The sequence below is a fragment of the Bacillus sp. FSL L8-0099 genome, assembly GCF_038006385.1.
Classification (GTDB): domain Bacteria; phylum Bacillota; class Bacilli; order Bacillales; family Bacillaceae_G; genus Bacillus_A; species Bacillus_A toyonensis.
The window spans coordinates 12,501-27,500 of record NZ_JBBOVC010000001.1 but is presented as its reverse complement, the minus strand read 5'-3'; the positions used below and the strand labels follow the sequence as shown (position 1 = coordinate 27,500).

At 38.7% G+C, this 15,000-nt stretch carries 14 protein-coding genes, 1 tRNA gene, 2 rRNA genes, 1 other RNA gene and 1 other annotated feature (2 of these 19 running past the window's edge); of the genes, 4 read left to right on the top strand and 14 right to left on the bottom strand.

Annotated elements, in window-relative coordinates:
• The 5 genes from recR to tadA all read right to left on the bottom strand — a co-directional run.
• Nucleotides 1-329 carry the 5' portion of a recombination protein RecR gene (gene recR / locus MHH42_RS00135; protein WP_000559167.1) on the bottom strand. 268 nt of this gene lie to the left of the window's left edge, so 329 of the gene's 597 nt are visible here — the first part of the coding sequence; the start codon lies at nucleotides 327-329; its stop codon lies beyond the left edge, outside the window.
• A gap of 14 nt (nucleotides 330-343) precedes the next feature.
• Nucleotides 344-670, bottom strand: a complete 327-nt coding sequence (locus MHH42_RS00130) for a YbaB/EbfC family nucleoid-associated protein (protein WP_170957726.1) — start codon at nucleotides 668-670, stop codon at nucleotides 344-346.
• Between the two features lie 25 nt (nucleotides 671-695).
• Entirely contained in the window at nucleotides 696-2,384 is a 1,689-nt protein-coding gene (dnaX, locus tag MHH42_RS00125) for a DNA polymerase III subunit gamma/tau (RefSeq protein ID WP_000121584.1), read from the bottom strand.
• Nucleotides 2,385-2,515: 131 nt separating this feature from the next.
• Nucleotides 2,516-2,780, bottom strand: an RNA gene (ffs, locus tag MHH42_RS00120) — signal recognition particle sRNA large type.
• 79 nt (nucleotides 2,781-2,859) lie between these two features.
• The gene (tadA, locus tag MHH42_RS00115; RefSeq protein ID WP_000434333.1) at nucleotides 2,860-3,360 is read right to left on the bottom strand and encodes a tRNA adenosine(34) deaminase TadA; all 501 of its coding nucleotides are present in this window, start codon (nucleotides 3,358-3,360) and stop codon (nucleotides 2,860-2,862) included.
• 108 nt (nucleotides 3,361-3,468) lie between these two features.
• Here tadA and MHH42_RS00110 point away from each other — a divergent pair, with 108 nt between their 5' ends.
• From MHH42_RS00110 to MHH42_RS00100, 3 genes are all read left to right on the top strand, one after another.
• Nucleotides 3,469-4,008: an isochorismatase family cysteine hydrolase gene (locus tag MHH42_RS00110; RefSeq protein ID WP_000798728.1), complete on the top strand. Its 540-nt coding sequence runs from the start codon at nucleotides 3,469-3,471 to the stop codon at nucleotides 4,006-4,008.
• Between the two features lie 125 nt (nucleotides 4,009-4,133).
• Nucleotides 4,134-4,769, top strand: coding sequence for a deoxynucleoside kinase (locus MHH42_RS00105; RefSeq protein WP_000148219.1), 636 nt, complete (start codon nucleotides 4,134-4,136; stop codon nucleotides 4,767-4,769).
• A 2-nt stretch (nucleotides 4,770-4,771) separates the two neighbouring features.
• Nucleotides 4,772-5,440 (top strand): deoxynucleoside kinase, encoded by a 669-nt coding sequence (locus MHH42_RS00100; RefSeq protein ID WP_001053585.1) that lies wholly within the window; start codon nucleotides 4,772-4,774, stop codon nucleotides 5,438-5,440.
• Between the two features lie 35 nt (nucleotides 5,441-5,475).
• Here MHH42_RS00100 and MHH42_RS00095 read toward each other — a convergent pair whose 3' ends face one another.
• From MHH42_RS00095 to guaB, 7 genes are all read right to left on the bottom strand, one after another.
• Nucleotides 5,476-5,868 carry a DUF3797 domain-containing protein gene (locus MHH42_RS00095; RefSeq protein ID WP_000364197.1) on the bottom strand — a complete coding sequence of 131 codons (393 nt, stop codon included), beginning with the start codon at nucleotides 5,866-5,868 and terminating at the stop codon, nucleotides 5,476-5,478.
• A gap of 166 nt (nucleotides 5,869-6,034) precedes the next feature.
• Nucleotides 6,035-6,127 (bottom strand) — tRNA-Ser (locus MHH42_RS00090).
• 154 nt (nucleotides 6,128-6,281) lie between these two features.
• Complete coding sequence (serS, locus tag MHH42_RS00085; RefSeq protein ID WP_000884202.1) at nucleotides 6,282-7,556, bottom strand: serine--tRNA ligase; 1,275 nt, start codon at nucleotides 7,554-7,556, stop codon at nucleotides 6,282-6,284.
• Between the two features lie 51 nt (nucleotides 7,557-7,607).
• Nucleotides 7,608-7,829: a binding site (T-box leader), on the bottom strand.
• Nucleotides 7,830-7,883: 54 nt separating this feature from the next.
• A complete protein-coding gene (gene pdxT, locus MHH42_RS00080; protein ID WP_000238789.1) occupies nucleotides 7,884-8,474 on the bottom strand; it encodes a pyridoxal 5'-phosphate synthase glutaminase subunit PdxT in 591 nt (196 codons plus the stop codon).
• Nucleotides 8,475-8,492: 18 nt separating this feature from the next.
• Nucleotides 8,493-9,380: a pyridoxal 5'-phosphate synthase lyase subunit PdxS gene (pdxS, locus tag MHH42_RS00075; RefSeq protein WP_000186168.1), complete on the bottom strand. Its 888-nt coding sequence runs from the start codon at nucleotides 9,378-9,380 to the stop codon at nucleotides 8,493-8,495.
• Nucleotides 9,381-9,540: 160 nt separating this feature from the next.
• Complete coding sequence (locus MHH42_RS00070) at nucleotides 9,541-10,851, bottom strand: serine hydrolase (RefSeq protein WP_142312920.1); 1,311 nt, start codon at nucleotides 10,849-10,851, stop codon at nucleotides 9,541-9,543.
• Between the two features lie 113 nt (nucleotides 10,852-10,964).
• Nucleotides 10,965-12,428 carry an IMP dehydrogenase gene (gene guaB, locus MHH42_RS00065; RefSeq protein WP_016107343.1) on the bottom strand — a complete coding sequence of 488 codons (1,464 nt, stop codon included), beginning with the start codon at nucleotides 12,426-12,428 and terminating at the stop codon, nucleotides 10,965-10,967.
• 115 nt (nucleotides 12,429-12,543) lie between these two features.
• On the opposite strand from guaB, the gene MHH42_RS00060 reads away from it, so the two are divergent.
• Complete coding sequence (locus MHH42_RS00060) at nucleotides 12,544-13,545, top strand: YaaC family protein (protein WP_000554256.1); 1,002 nt, start codon at nucleotides 12,544-12,546, stop codon at nucleotides 13,543-13,545.
• Nucleotides 13,546-13,579: 34 nt separating this feature from the next.
• On the opposite strand, the gene rrf is transcribed toward MHH42_RS00060, so the two are convergent.
• Nucleotides 13,580-13,695 (bottom strand): 5S ribosomal RNA (rrf, locus tag MHH42_RS00055).
• 49 nt (nucleotides 13,696-13,744) lie between these two features.
• Nucleotides 13,745-15,000: ribosomal RNA gene (locus tag MHH42_RS00050) — 23S ribosomal RNA — on the bottom strand (it continues 1,666 nt past the right edge of the window).

The following is a 15,000-nucleotide window of genomic DNA, read 5'->3' as shown; positions in this document are numbered from 1 at the left end:
GCACCACGTAACACATGATATACACCTTGATACTCTTTCATTTTTTCCATCGCGATTACATCTTTCGGTTCTTGCACGACACAGACAACCGTTTGATCTCGATGTGAATCATCACAAATATAACAAGGATCACGGTCAGTAATATGTCCGCATACAGAACAATACGCTAGATCTCGCTTCGCATTCACAAGTGCTTTCGCAAAACCTAACACATCGTCTTCTTTCATATCTAATACGAAAAATGCCAATCGAACCGCTGTTTTCGGTCCGATTCCTGGCAATTTCATAAAACTATCGATTAATTTTGATATTGGCTCTGGATAATGCATATATCAATATCCTCCTAGAACATTCCACCTGGTAAGTTTAAGCCTTTTGTAAATTTACCCATTGTAGAATTTGAAAGTTCATCAACCTTTTTAAGTGCATCGTTCGTTGCAGCTAGCACTAGATCTTGTAACATTTCGATATCTTCTGGATCTACAACTTCTTCTTTAATTTTCACTTCAAGAACTTGCTTATGGCCATTTGCAATTACAGAAACCATTCCACCGCCAGCTGTACCTTCAACCGTTTTTTCACCAAGCTCTTCCTGTGCTTTTGCCATGTCTTTTTGCATCTTTTGCATTTGTTTCATCATGTTATTCATATTTCCCATTCCGCCACGCATCATATTTAATTCCTCCTAATAATAGTTATTCTTTTATTTCAATAAGTTCTTGCCCTACTAATTTTACTGCTTCTTCTATGAGAGGATCTTCTTTTTGCTCTGGGCTTTCTTCAGAATCCCCGCCTTCGCGTTGTAAAAAGTCCTCACGAATTTTACCCCATTCACTTTTCGGGATAGCAATCATATTTAACTTTTTACTTAGCAATTCAAAAAGAATTTGTTCCAGCGTATCCATTGCTTCACGATTTTCACTCGCCATTTTACAATGAATCTCATATTGAAATGCTAACACATAAGTATCATCTGAAGCCGCTACTGGCTCACTATTTTCTAATAAAACAGCAAATGCCACTTTGTTATACGATTTGAGTCTTCCTAACAACTCACCCCATACGGCTTTCAATTGTTCTAATTCTTGACGCTTCGCCTGCTTCAACACTTCATTTACACGTCCAACAGGAATTTTCATACTTCCCGTTCGCATTGGTTTTGGTGTTGCACGCGTCTCTCTTACTTCAGGTTGCACGCCAGCTGGTACACCATTCTTTTTAACTTGTTCTAATTCTTTCTCCAGTTGCTGCATTCTGTTCATAACCGCTTGTAAACGATCTGCACCGTTTGCTTGCATCATAAACTGCTGACACAGTTGTACCATCACAACTTCTAAGAAAATTCGTGGATGGTTTGTCCACTTCATCTCTTGTTGCCCTTTACTAAGACTATGAATAATCTCATAGATTACTTCCGGCTGCATTTCTTCACTTAACATGCGGAATTGATCATCTACAATTACTCGTTCCAACATATGTTCTAGTTGTGGTGAAGTTTGATATAAAAGCATATCACGATAATAGTAAATGAAATCTTCCATAAATCGAACTGGATCCTTCCCTTTACTCATCATCTCATCTATGATACGTAATGCTCTTGATACATCATTTTCACGTATACATTCTACTAGGTTACCTAAATATTGCTGAGAAACAGAGCCTGTTACAGCTAAAACATCTTCTGTCGTAACTGCATCATCACTATAAGATATAGCCTGATCAATAAGGCTAAGTGCATCACGCATACCACCCTCGGCAGCACGAGCAACAATTTGTAGTGCTTCCTCTTCTACTTGCGTACCCTCATTTGTCACAACCGTCGATAATCTCTCAACAATATCATTTACTGATATTTTTCGGAATTCAAATCGCTGACATCTCGAAATAATCGTAGGTGGAATCTTATGTGGTTCTGTTGTCGCTAAAATAAAGATAACATGTCCTGGTGGCTCTTCTAAAGTTTTTAGAAGAGCATTAAAGGCACCCATAGAAAGCATGTGAACCTCATCGATAATGTATACTTTATATTCTACAGCACTTGGAGCATATTTTACTTTATCTCTTATATCTCGAATTTCATCTACACCGTTATTTGAAGCCGCATCAATTTCTAATACATCTGAAATAGATCCTTGTGTAATTCCTAAACAAGAAGGACATTCATTACAAGGTTCAGCTACCGGAGCATGTTCACAGTTAATTGCTTTTGCAAATACTTTTGCAATCGTCGTTTTTCCTGTTCCCCTCGGACCAGAAAATAAATAAGCATGTGAAACTTTCTCTTGAAGAAGGGCATTTTGCAACGTTTTTGTTACGTGCTTTTGACCGACTACATCTTCGAACTTTTGCGGTCTCCATGTTCGGTATAACGCTTGGTATGACACGAAAATACGGCCTCCCTCAAAGGTTATTATCTTATATATTATAACCCATTCTGTTTATAGATTCCAAAAGTTATTTTCCATACAAAAAACCCACCTTGTATCAAGGTGAGTTTTGTATACATATATAACTGCCGTGCACCTTCTGTCGATTACGTACCATAAGCGTTACTCAAGCAGTTAGCTCGGTTCAGGCACTCCTGCGGCACACGAGAAAACCCGCTTATTGCTGCTTCCTTCCGGACCTGACAAGGTTCACGGGGTCCCGTTGCGCAGGACCCAAACGTCAACACCACTTACTTAAGGCAGACCTTACAGCAACATAACCTCGAGAAGGGATTCGGCCTCGCTAGAGCGGATTGCGAGTATAGGGCACCGCTACCTCCCCGCTTAGCACGGCAAAGTTAAAACCAATATTCGGTTGCCTTCATTAAAGGCATTATCAGTATAACTTGTTTTTTTATAAAATGCAAATGCGTTAATTCTCGTTACTTTTCTCTAATTTTTTTATCGCTTTTCTTTTTTTACGAAGCTCTCTAAAAAAGTTTGTTAGCAACGTACCGCACTCTTCTTCTAATACACCAGTGACTACTTCACATTGATGATTAAAACGTTCATCTGTTAAAAGATTCATTAATGTTCCTGCACATCCGCCCTTCGGATCACTTGCACCATATACAACTCGCTTCACTCGTGATAAAACAATTCCACCCGCACACATTGGACAGGGCTCTAAGGTTACATATAACGTTGCATCTTCTAAACGCCATGTCCCTAGCTTTTTGCAAGCTTCATCAATCGCTAACAACTCGGCATGAGCGATTGATCGTTGCTCAGTTTCCCTTAAATTATGAGCAACACTAATTACCTCACCATCTAACACTATGACTGCACCAATTGGTACTTCTTGTATTTCCTCTGCCTTTTTAGCCTCTTCTATCGCTAGTTGCATAAAATAAATATCTTGATCTTGTTCCATAACCTAGTCCTTTCATCACAAATAAAATAAACCTTTTTCCATTTACTACACGTGGGATAACTTTTATAAATTCAATCCACCCTAAAAGAAAAAGAGAGGGGATTACATATGAAAAACACTGCTTTGCTCATTATTGATATGATTAATGACTTTCAATTTTCCCACGGGCCCATCCTGGCAAAAAAATGCGAAACTATAACAAATCCTATTTTACAATTAAAGAAAACAATGAAAGCCTTCGGCTATCCCATAATTTATGTTAATGACCATTATCAACTTTGGAGATCTGATATTGACCAACTGATTACTCATTGTACAAATGAGTATAGTGAAAATATAATTCATAAGATTGCTCCACATTCTGATGATTACATTTTTATTAAACCACATTACTCTGCTTTTTATGAAACGCCTTTGAATTCTTTATTGGGCTATTTAAAAATAGAAAATCTGATATTAACAGGAGTTGCTGGAAATATATGTATCCTATTTACTGCTAACGATGCTCATATGAGAAATTATACACTGTATGTACCACAGGATTGCATTGCCTCTAACAATGATCAGGACAATCTGCATGCTTTAAAAATAATGGAAGCTACATTGAAAGCAAATATAATACCGTCATCTCAAATAAAAATTAATTAATACATATATCTATTTTCTAACTTTTTATATCAAATTAACCCGCTCGCTTCCCTCTTGTGCTACAATAATTCTGTTTTGTGTTTTTAGTAGTCACGGCAAATCACTGATTGAAAGGAGGAAACAGCGTGACCGGAGTACCATTTATCACGGTTGAAGGACCAATTGGTGTTGGAAAAACTTCACTTGCGAAGGAAATTTCAACTCACATGCAACTCCACTTACTAAAAGAGATTGTTGATGAAAACCCTTTTTTAGGAAAGTTCTATGAAGACATCGACGAATGGAGTTTTCAAACAGAGATGTTCTTTCTTTGTAATAGATACAAACAACTAGAAGACATTAACATAAAGTATTTGAATCAAAGGAAGCCAGTAGTAGCAGATTATCATATATTTAAAAATTTAATTTTCGCATCCCGTACATTAAAAGATTCTCAATATGACAAATACATGCAAATCTATCGTATCCTTACACAAGATATGCCTGTACCAAATGTCATCGTTTATTTAACAGCTAGCCTGGAAACATTACAAAAACGAATCGCAATGCGCGGAAGAGAATTCGAAAAAAATATGGATCCAAATTACTTACTACAGCTCACAAAAGATTACGAAACAGCAATGGATACTTTTAAAAAGGACCATCCAGATATCCCAGTGTTGAAATTTAACGGAGATGATATGGATTTTGTACAAAATCCCGATGATTTAAACGTCATCCTATCCGCCCTTCAAAATACTCTCTTAAAGGAGTCGAAATAATAATGAATTTAAGGCAAAAATATGATATACCGAATGATGCAGTAATTACTATCGCTGGAACAGTAGGTGTCGGAAAATCAACTATGACAACTGCACTAGCTAACGCTTTAGGTTATCGCACATCATTTGAAAAAGTAGATTCTAATCCATATTTGGACAAGTTCTATGCCGATTTCACACGCTGGAGCTTCCACTTGCAAGTATACTTCTTAGCAGAACGATTTAAAGAACAAAAGAGAATTTTTGAATACGGTGGTGGTTTTGTTCAAGACCGTTCTATCTATGAAGACACTGGAATTTTCGCAAAGATGCATCATGAAAAAGGTACAATGACGGAAACTGATTATGAAACATACAAAGGTTTATTTGATGCTATGGTCATGACTCCTTACTTCCCTCATCCAGACTTATTAATTTACTTAGAAGGTTCTTTCGATGATATTGTAGACCGTATTCAAGAACGCGGACGCCCGATGGAGCAGCAAACACCAATTGAGTATTGGAAAGAGATGCACGGACGTTACGAAAACTGGATTAACAACTTCAATTCATGCCCTGTTTTACGATTAAACATTAATGAATACGATATTTTAAAAGATGGCGATTCAATCGAACCAATCATTAAAAAAATTGGCCATTTCTTAAAACAAACACGTAAACTTGTAAAATAAAAAACCCGTGCATATGCACGGGTTTTCCTATTAAATTACTTCTTCTTTGTTGGAGCAATAATTTCACTCTCAGGTTTTCCAGCGTTAATACGCTGACGAACAGTACTTGTACTAATGTCATATGTTTCAGCAATCTCTTTAACAGTCATTTCTTTCCCGTTAATCACTGCCGTTAATACTTTACCTGTACGTTTTGGAGCTGCTTCTTTCTTTACAGCTGGTTTTTCAACCTTTTTTGGCGCCTCTACTTTTGTCGTAGCTTGCTTTACATCACAAGTACAACCACAAAGTTTACGGAATGTATCATCGCTTATAATGCGCGATACATTTGCACCACTGTTTAAAATTCTATTGTTCTTACAGACAGGACATTGTACATAATATAAAGTTTTTCCATCTAAAGGAAACGTTTGTATAATAAGATCCATGTTGACTCCTTTCATATCTATGAAGATAATCATCGGAATATGAGTGTGTAATAAGGACAAAATCGCCTTACACCATACTTTATGATTGGTTTTAAAATAAAAACTCGTTACGTGTTGGTAACGAGTTCTCCAATCTCCACTTATATGCGCTGTTGTCAATTATATCTGGAGGAGGTAGAGGGATTCGAACCCCCGCGCGACTCTCGCCGCCTGTCGGTTTTCAAGACCGATCCCTTCAGCCGGACTTGGGTATACCTCCATATTGACATCAAATATAATATCAAAAGAAAAACAGTTAGTCAACCCTACTAAAATAAATTATGAGGAAAGGAAAATTTTACTTTCCCCCTCCTACATTACAGTACTGACAACGCTCATAATTACCAATCACTCATACCGATGAATGTTTAAATTTACTTAATAACTGTTTTTCCTCCCATATAAGGGCGAAGAACTTCTGGAATTATAATTGTACCATCTTCTTGTTGGTAGTTCTCTAAAATAGCTGCAACCGTACGTCCAATTGCAAGACCAGATCCATTTAATGTATGAACATGTTCTGGTTTTCCGTTTGGCTCACGGCGGAAACGGATATTTGCACGTCTCGCTTGGAAAGCTTCAAAATTACTACAAGAAGAAATTTCACGATATGTGCCATAGCTTGGAATCCATACTTCAATATCGTATTTCTTCGCTGCTGTAAATCCTAAATCGCCTGTGCACATGCTCATAACGCGATATGGCAACTCTAATAATTGTAACACGCGTTCTGCATCATTTGTTAATTTTTCTAACTCTTCATAAGAATCTTCTGGTTTTACGAACTTCACAAGCTCTACTTTATTGAACTGATGTTGACGAATTAAACCACGTGTATCGCGACCAGCTGAACCTGCTTCAGAACGGAAGCAAGAGCTAAATGCAGCATATCTTATAGGCAATTGCTCTTTATTTAAAATCTCATCACGATGCATATTCGTTACAGGTACTTCTGCTGTTGGAATTAAGAAGTAATCTTCACTTTCAATACGGAATGCATCTTCTTCAAACTTCGGAAGTTGTCCTGTTCCTGTCATACTTGCACGGTTTACCATATACGGAGGTAACACTTCTTCATATCCATGCTCGTCAGTATGAAGATCAAGCATAAAACTAATTAAAGCACGCTCTAATCTTGCGCCTGCACCTTTGTAAAATACGAAGCGGCTTCCTGTTACTTTCCCAGCACGCTCAAAATCTAAAACTCCTAAATCTGTAGCAAGATCCCAATGTGGTTTTGGTTCAAAAGCAAATTCCTTCACTTCTCCCCAAGTACGCGCTACTACATTATCATCCTCTGTTTCACCAACTGGAGCAGATTCATGAGGAATATTTGGAATAGATAACATTAATCTTTCTAAGTCTTCTTCAACTGTACGAAGTTCATTATCAAGATCTTTTACTTTTTCTCCAACTTCACGCATTTCTAAAATTAAAGCTTCTGCATCTTTCTTTTCACGCTTTAATACTGAAATTTGTTGAGACACTTCGTTACGTTTACTTTTTAGTTCTTCTGTTTGAACAAGTAATTCTCTTCTTCTCGTATCAAGCTCTTCAAAACGACCAAACTCCGTTAAATCTTCGCCTCTATGCTGCAATTTTGCTTTTACTTCTTCAAAGTTCGTACGTAATAATTTAATATCAAGCATTATATACTCCTCCTTTTATTTTATAAAATACAAAAAACTCCCGTCCCTATACAAAGGGACGGGAGTTAACCCGCGTTGCCACCCTAGTTGAAAGCATTACTACTTTCCTCTCAAGTAGAAATAACGGCTCTTCACCGGGAATGTTTACTAATCATAAAGATATTCCACATTCCATTCCAGGATGGATTCACAAACTGTTTCTATCGATTTCCACCAACCATCGACTCTCTATAAGAAACGACATTTGTTACTACTTCCTATCAACACGCTTATTTTATAAAATTGTTACCATCAATTTACTATAATCTTATACAAGTTGCAAGTTACTTACACAACTTTTTTCATTTTAGCTTCTTTTACCATTTCGACAAAGTATGCTGTCACACGATGATCATCCGTTAATTCCGGATGGAATGAAGCAGCTAAAAACTGATCTTGTCTTACCGCTACCATTCGATCGCCGTGCTTAGAAAGTACTTCAACGTTATCAGCGACATCTACAACATACGGAGCACGGATAAATACACCAATAAAGTCTTCCCCCACACCTTTCATTGAAAGTGCGGCTTCAAAACTATCTTTTTGGCGTCCAAACGCATTGCGTTCAACTGTAATATCCATAGCACCAATATGTGCTTCTTCATAGCCAATAAGTGTTTTCGCAAGAAGAATCATACCTGCACATGTACCAAACATTGGTTTACCAGACTTCGCAAATGTACGAAGTGGTTCCATGAAAGCATACTTATCAATAAGACGACGCATTGTTGTACTTTCACCGCCTGGTAAAATAAGACCATCAATCTCTTCAAGTTGCTCTATACGCTTTACAACAACAGCTTCTGCACCACTTGCTTCAACTGATTTTACATGCTCACGAACTGCACCTTGAAGACCTAGTACACCGATTTTCACCATTTTAAAGTTCTCCTTCAATTACCATCCACGCTCTTGCATGCGTTGTTCTGGTAATAACGTTGAAATTTCGACACCTTTCATTGCATTACCCAATCCTTTAGAAAGGCTTGCAATTAGTTCGTAATCTTCATAATGAGTCGTCGCTTCAACGATTGCACGTGCAAATTTCTCTGGGTTCTCTGATTTGAAGATACCAGATCCAACAAATACACCATCAGCACCAAGTTGCATCATTAACGCTGCATCTGCTGGTGTTGCTACACCACCTGCTGCAAAGTTTACAACTGGCAAGCGACCAAGGCGTTTAATTTCAAGTAGTACTTCATAAGGAGCACCAGTATTTTTTGCATATGTCATTAACTCATCTTCACGTAGACTTGCAACTTGACGGATTTCTGCATTGACTTGGCGCATATGACGCACTGCCTCTACAATGTTTCCTGTTCCTGGCTCACCTTTTGTACGAAGCATAGATGCACCTTCTGCAATACGACGTGCAGCTTCTCCGATATCACGGCAACCACATACAAACGGAACTGTGTAATCACGTTTATTTAAATGGTATACTTCATCAGCAGGAGTTAATACTTCACTCTCATCGATATAGTCTACCCCTAATGATTCTAATACACGTGCTTCTACAAGATGACCGATACGGCATTTTGCCATAACCGGAATTGACACCGCACCCATAACTTCTTCAACAATCGTTGGGTCTGCCATACGAGAAACGCCACCTGCTGCACGAATATCTGCTGGTACACGCTCTAATGCCATAACGGCAACTGCGCCCGCTTCTTCTGCAATCCTTGCTTGTTCAGCGTTAACTACGTCCATAATAACGCCGCCTTTTTGCATTTCTGCCATTCCACGTTTTACACGTTCTGTCCCTGTTACATTTGTCATGTACAAAAACCCCCCTAGGTGAATTGCTTTCCCCCGTTAAAGGCGAAAATTAAGAATACTCTTACATTCTACCATTAACTATCAGATGCTTGTCTACTACTTTTTCATAAAGTAGGTATGAAAAATGGGAATAAGAAAAAGCTCCTACAATGAGGAGCTTTTAAAACCAACCTTTTACTGTATCAACAGCACTATTCCATATACCACTAAAGAAAGAGCCGATTCCGCGCATAGAACGAGTAAACCAGTTTGCTTCTTCCACTGCTGATGTTGTTACAAGATCTACTTGTAATGACTTACCAGATAAAAATCCAGGGTCATTCGTATCTTTTGGTGTAATTACCATCTGACCAAGTGCAACACCCTTTTTAATAGGTGCTTCTTGTCCCTTACTTGCTTCTTTAAATTCTGTTTTATAAACATCTTTACTTCCTTTTGGCACTGGAAGTGAAACAACTTGTTTTGTTTGAACTGCTACATCTTTATCTTTTGCATTTTCTATTCTTACTGTTTCTTGTCCTTTTACTGAAGAATCTTTTTTATACATTTGCTTCATTTCAAAGTTAGCAAATCCATAATCATATAACTTCTTCGTTTCATCAAAACGTGCTGTATGAGAACTTGTTTTAATAACTACAGAAATAAAACGCATACCGTTTCTTTCAACCGTACCAGTGAAGCAATCACCGGCTTCTGGAGTTGATCCTGTTTTCAGGCCGTCTACGCCATCGTATTGCTTAACTAAACCTTTTAACATCCAATTCCAGTTATCCATATTAATCGGGTATTTTCCGCCCTCTTGGAATACTTTTTTAGGGATTTTTGCTGTATCTAATGTTTTGGGATAATCCTTAATAAGATGTTGTGCTAAAATTGCGACGTCCCTTGCAGACATTTTATTTTCTTCATCCGGTGTTGTTCCTTCGGGATGCTGTCCTTTTAAATCTTTGTTCGTTAGGCCTGTAGAATTTACAAATTTATAATTTTTCAATCCCAACTCTTTTGCCTTATCATTCATCATTTTTACAAAATTAACTTCTTTTCCTGCCACTGCTTCACCTAGAGCAATTGTTGCTCCATTAGCGGAATAAATCGCCATCGCTTCGTATAACTCTTTTACCGTATAAGAACCACCATTTTCTAGTGGAACATTTGATAATGAACGATCCTGTGAAATCTTATGCGCATATTCAGAAACCTTAATCTTTTGATCCCACTTAAGTTTTCCTTTATCCACTGCTTCATGAACTAAATATTCACTCATCATTTTTGTCATACTAGCAATTGATAATAACTCATCTGCATTCTTTTGATATAAAATTTTCCCAGAATTCGCTTCTACTAAAATTGCCGCACCTGCTTCAATGTTTAGAGCGGCTCCTGTTTCAGCCGATGCATTGCTATATGGTAACAGCATGCTACAAGCTAGTGTAAGCACCGTTACCAAAGCCATGAATCTTTTGCAAAACATACCTTTCACTTTTGCTACCCCCAATATCTATGTACTCACATAACCGTTATTCTAACATAATCAAAAAAAAATAGACAGAGATATCAAATCTCTATCTATTTACATATAAGACATTATAATGAGTAGTTTGGAGCCTCTTTTGTAATTTGTACATGATGAGGGTGGCTTTCACGTAAACCAGCACCTGACATGCGAATGAACTGTGCATTCTCACGTAAGAATTCTAAATCCTGTGCTCCACAATATCCCATACCTGCACGTAATCCACCAACTAATTGATGAACTGTATCTGCTAAAGGTCCTTTATATGGTACGCGTCCTTCAATACCTTCTGGAACAAGTTTTTTGTTTCCTTCTTGGAAGTAACGATCTTTACTTCCTTTTTCCATCGCTCCAACAGAACCCATACCACGATATACTTTAAATTGACGACCTTGGTAAATCTCAGTTTCTCCAGGGCTTTCAGCAACACCAGCAAACATACTACCTAGCATAACAACGTGTGCTCCTGCTGCTAAAGCTTTAACCATATCACCAGAGTACTTAACACCGCCATCAGCAATAACTGGAATACCGTGTTTACGAGCTTCTGTGGCACAATCATAAACTGCTGTTAATTGTGGTACACCAACACCAGCTACAACGCGTGTCGTACAAATAGAACCTGGTCCAATACCAACTTTAACTACGTTTGCACCAGCCTCGATTAATGCTTTCGTTGCTTCAGCTGTAGCAACATTTCCAGCGATAATATTTAGTGCTGGATATTTCGCACGAACTTCTTTTACCTTTTCAATAACACCTTTAGAATGCCCATGAGCTGTATCAAGTACAATTGCATCTACGCTAGCTTTTACTAATGCATCGATACGAAGCATAGCATCAGCCGTTACACCAACAGCCGCTCCAACTAATAAGCGTCCTTGCTTATCTTTAGCAGAGTTTGGGAATTCAATTACTTTTTCAATATCTTTTATTGTAATAAGCCCTTGTAATACACCGTTATTATCAACAAGAGGGAGCTTTTCAATTTTATACTTTTGTAGGATCTTTTCAGCTTCTTCCAGTGTAGTACCAACTGGAGCTGTAATTAACTGTTCTTTTGTCATTACGTCAGAAATTTTGATTGAGTAATCTTGGATGAAACGCATATCACGGTTGGTAATAATACCAACTAATTTTCGCTCATCTAAATTATTTACAACTGGTACACCTGAGATACGATATTTTCCCATAAGATGTTCTGCATCATATACTTGATGTTCTGGAGTTAAGAAGAAAGGATCTGAAATAACGCCGCTTTCAGAGCGCTTTACTTTATCAACTTGCTCTGCCTGTTGCTCAATAGACATATTCTTATGAATAATTCCTAAACCGCCTTGGCGAGCCATTGCAATAGCCATGTCAGCTTCTGTTACTGTATCCATTCCTGCACTAATTAACGGGATGTTTAGCTGTAAGCTTTCAGATAAAACTGTTTTAATACTTACTTCTCTTGGTAATATATCTGACCTCGCTGGTACAAGTAATACATCATCAAAAGTCAAACCTTCTTTAACAAATTTAGATTCCCACATAATTGTTCCCCCCATGATACCAGAAATTATTATTAGTAGCTTATCAATTGGTTAAAATACTGTCAAGGACGTATATATATGTTAGAATTTTTAGACAATAAAAGGAGCGTAATATATGCATCAAACACATTGTACTTGGCAGCAATTAAGTTTCTTTTTTTCATCTCAAAATGTACAACGTTATCTTGCCCGTTGTTATGAAAAATCCTCCATACAAGATGCTGAAAAAAAAAGTTTTGAAAACTGTTATCCCTTTATTTACTACTTAGAACACGGGAAAAATTATTACGAATTATATAAGGCGGCCCCTTTTTCGATTCAACCAATGTTGTTATTTTATGGAATTAGCCAACTATTTAAAGCTTGCTTGTTAACTATTGATCCTAACTACCCAGAATCAACTACTGTTTTAGCTCATGGCGTTACAACTCGTAAACGAAAAAAACAGGGGTATCAATTTTTAGAAGATGAGGTGAAAATACAGAAAAACGGATTATTTACTCACGTTGCAGAACAACTGTTTCACATGAAACACTTAGAAGCGGAGAAGTTTAATATGTTAGAGCTGATGGGGAATATTCCTGAATTACAAAATTTGTTTCGTTATAGTCAAAAAGTATCAACTTTATATAAGATCGATTCAACAAATAAAAATGAGCTCTCCTTTTCAGTCAATATATTAGATCGATTACATATGACTAAAGAGCGATTTTCTCGTTACATCGAAACAACTTGTAAACATTTATCGATACAACACGTAGCTGAGAAAAATAGTGAATCGAATGTGTTTTTTTCAGCGCCTATTCAATCGTGGAATCCTATGTATAGTACTCCTTTATACTATGAGTACCTTACTAATACTTATTACTTACCACTTACGACTAATCCTAGAAATTCTAAACCCATTTTACCTGAGCTCCTCGTTCATTACTTATTGCTCTATAATTTAAGCATGATTTCTAGGTATGAAACTGATTGGTGGTATGACTTACTTGGTAGTTATGGATCTGAAGATTATCCATTTATTTATCAATTCCTTAATATTTCTGCCCAAAAAATACCTTACTATATTTCAGTATTTTTACTATCAGAATCTAATCTATTTCATGGGAAATAAAAAAACACGAGTCAAAGACTCGTGTTTTTTAGTTGCTTGGCGACGTCCTACTCTCACAGGGACAAGGTCCCAACTACCATCGGCGCTAGAGAGCTTAACTTCCGTGTTCGGTATGGGAACGGGTGTGACCTCTCTGCCATCATCACCAAACTATGAAGGCATATTCCTTCAAAACTAGATAACATTTGCTACATATTATATGGTTAAGTCCTCGATCTATTAGTATTCGTCAGCTCCACATGTCACCATGCTTCCACCTCGAACCTATCAACCTGATCATCTTTCAGGGATCTTACTAGCTTACGCTATGGGAAATCTCATCTTGAGGGGGGCTTCATGCTTAGATGCTTTCAGCACTTATCCCTTCCGCACATAGCTACCCAGCTATGCCCTTGGCAGAACAACTGGTACACCAGCGGTGCGTCCATCCCGGTCCTCTCGTACTAAGGACAGCTCCTCTCAAATTTCCTACGCCCACGACGGATAGGGACCGAACTGTCTCACGACGTTCTGAACCCAGCTCGCGTACCGCTTTAATGGGCGAACAGCCCAACCCTTGGGACCGACTACAGCCCCAGGATGCGATGAGCCGACATCGAGGTGCCAAACCTCCCCGTCGATGTGGACTCTTGGGGGAGATAAGCCTGTTATCCCCGGGGTAGCTTTTATCCGTTGAGCGATGGCCCTTCCATGCGGAACCACCGGATCACTAAGCCCGACTTTCGTCCCTGCTCGACTTGTAGGTCTCGCAGTCAAGCTCCCTTATGCCTTTGCACTCTACGAATGATTTCCAACCATTCTGAGGGAACCTTTGGGCGCCTCCGTTACACTTTAGGAGGCGACCGCCCCAGTCAAACTGCCCACCTGACACTGTCTCCCGGGTCGATAAGACCCGTAGGTTAGAATTTCAATACAGTCAGGGCGGTATCCCACCAGCGCCTCCACCGAAGCTAGCGCTCCGGTTTCAATGGCTCCCGCCTATCCTGTACAAACTGTACCAAAATTCAATATCAGGCTACAGTAAAGCTCCACGGGGTCTTTCCGTCCTGTCGCGGGTAACCTGCATCTTCACAGGTACTATAATTTCACCGAGTCTCTGGTTGAGACAGTGCCCAAATCGTTACACCTTTCGTGCGGGTCGGAACTTACCCGACAAGGAATTTCGCTACCTTAGGACCGTTATAGTTACGGCCGCCGTTTACTGGGGCTTCAGTTCAGAGCTTCGCTTACGCTAACCCCTCTCCTTAACCTTCCAGCACCGGGCAGGTGTCAGCCCCTATACTTCGCCTTACGGCTTCGCAGAGACCTGTGTTTTTGCTAAACAGTCGCTTGGGCCTATTCACTGCGGCTTTCCGTTAAGAAAGCACCCCTTCTCCCGAAGTTACGGGGTCATTTTGCCGAGTTCCTTAACCAGAGTTCTCTCGCACACCTTAGGATTCTCTCCTCGCCTACCTG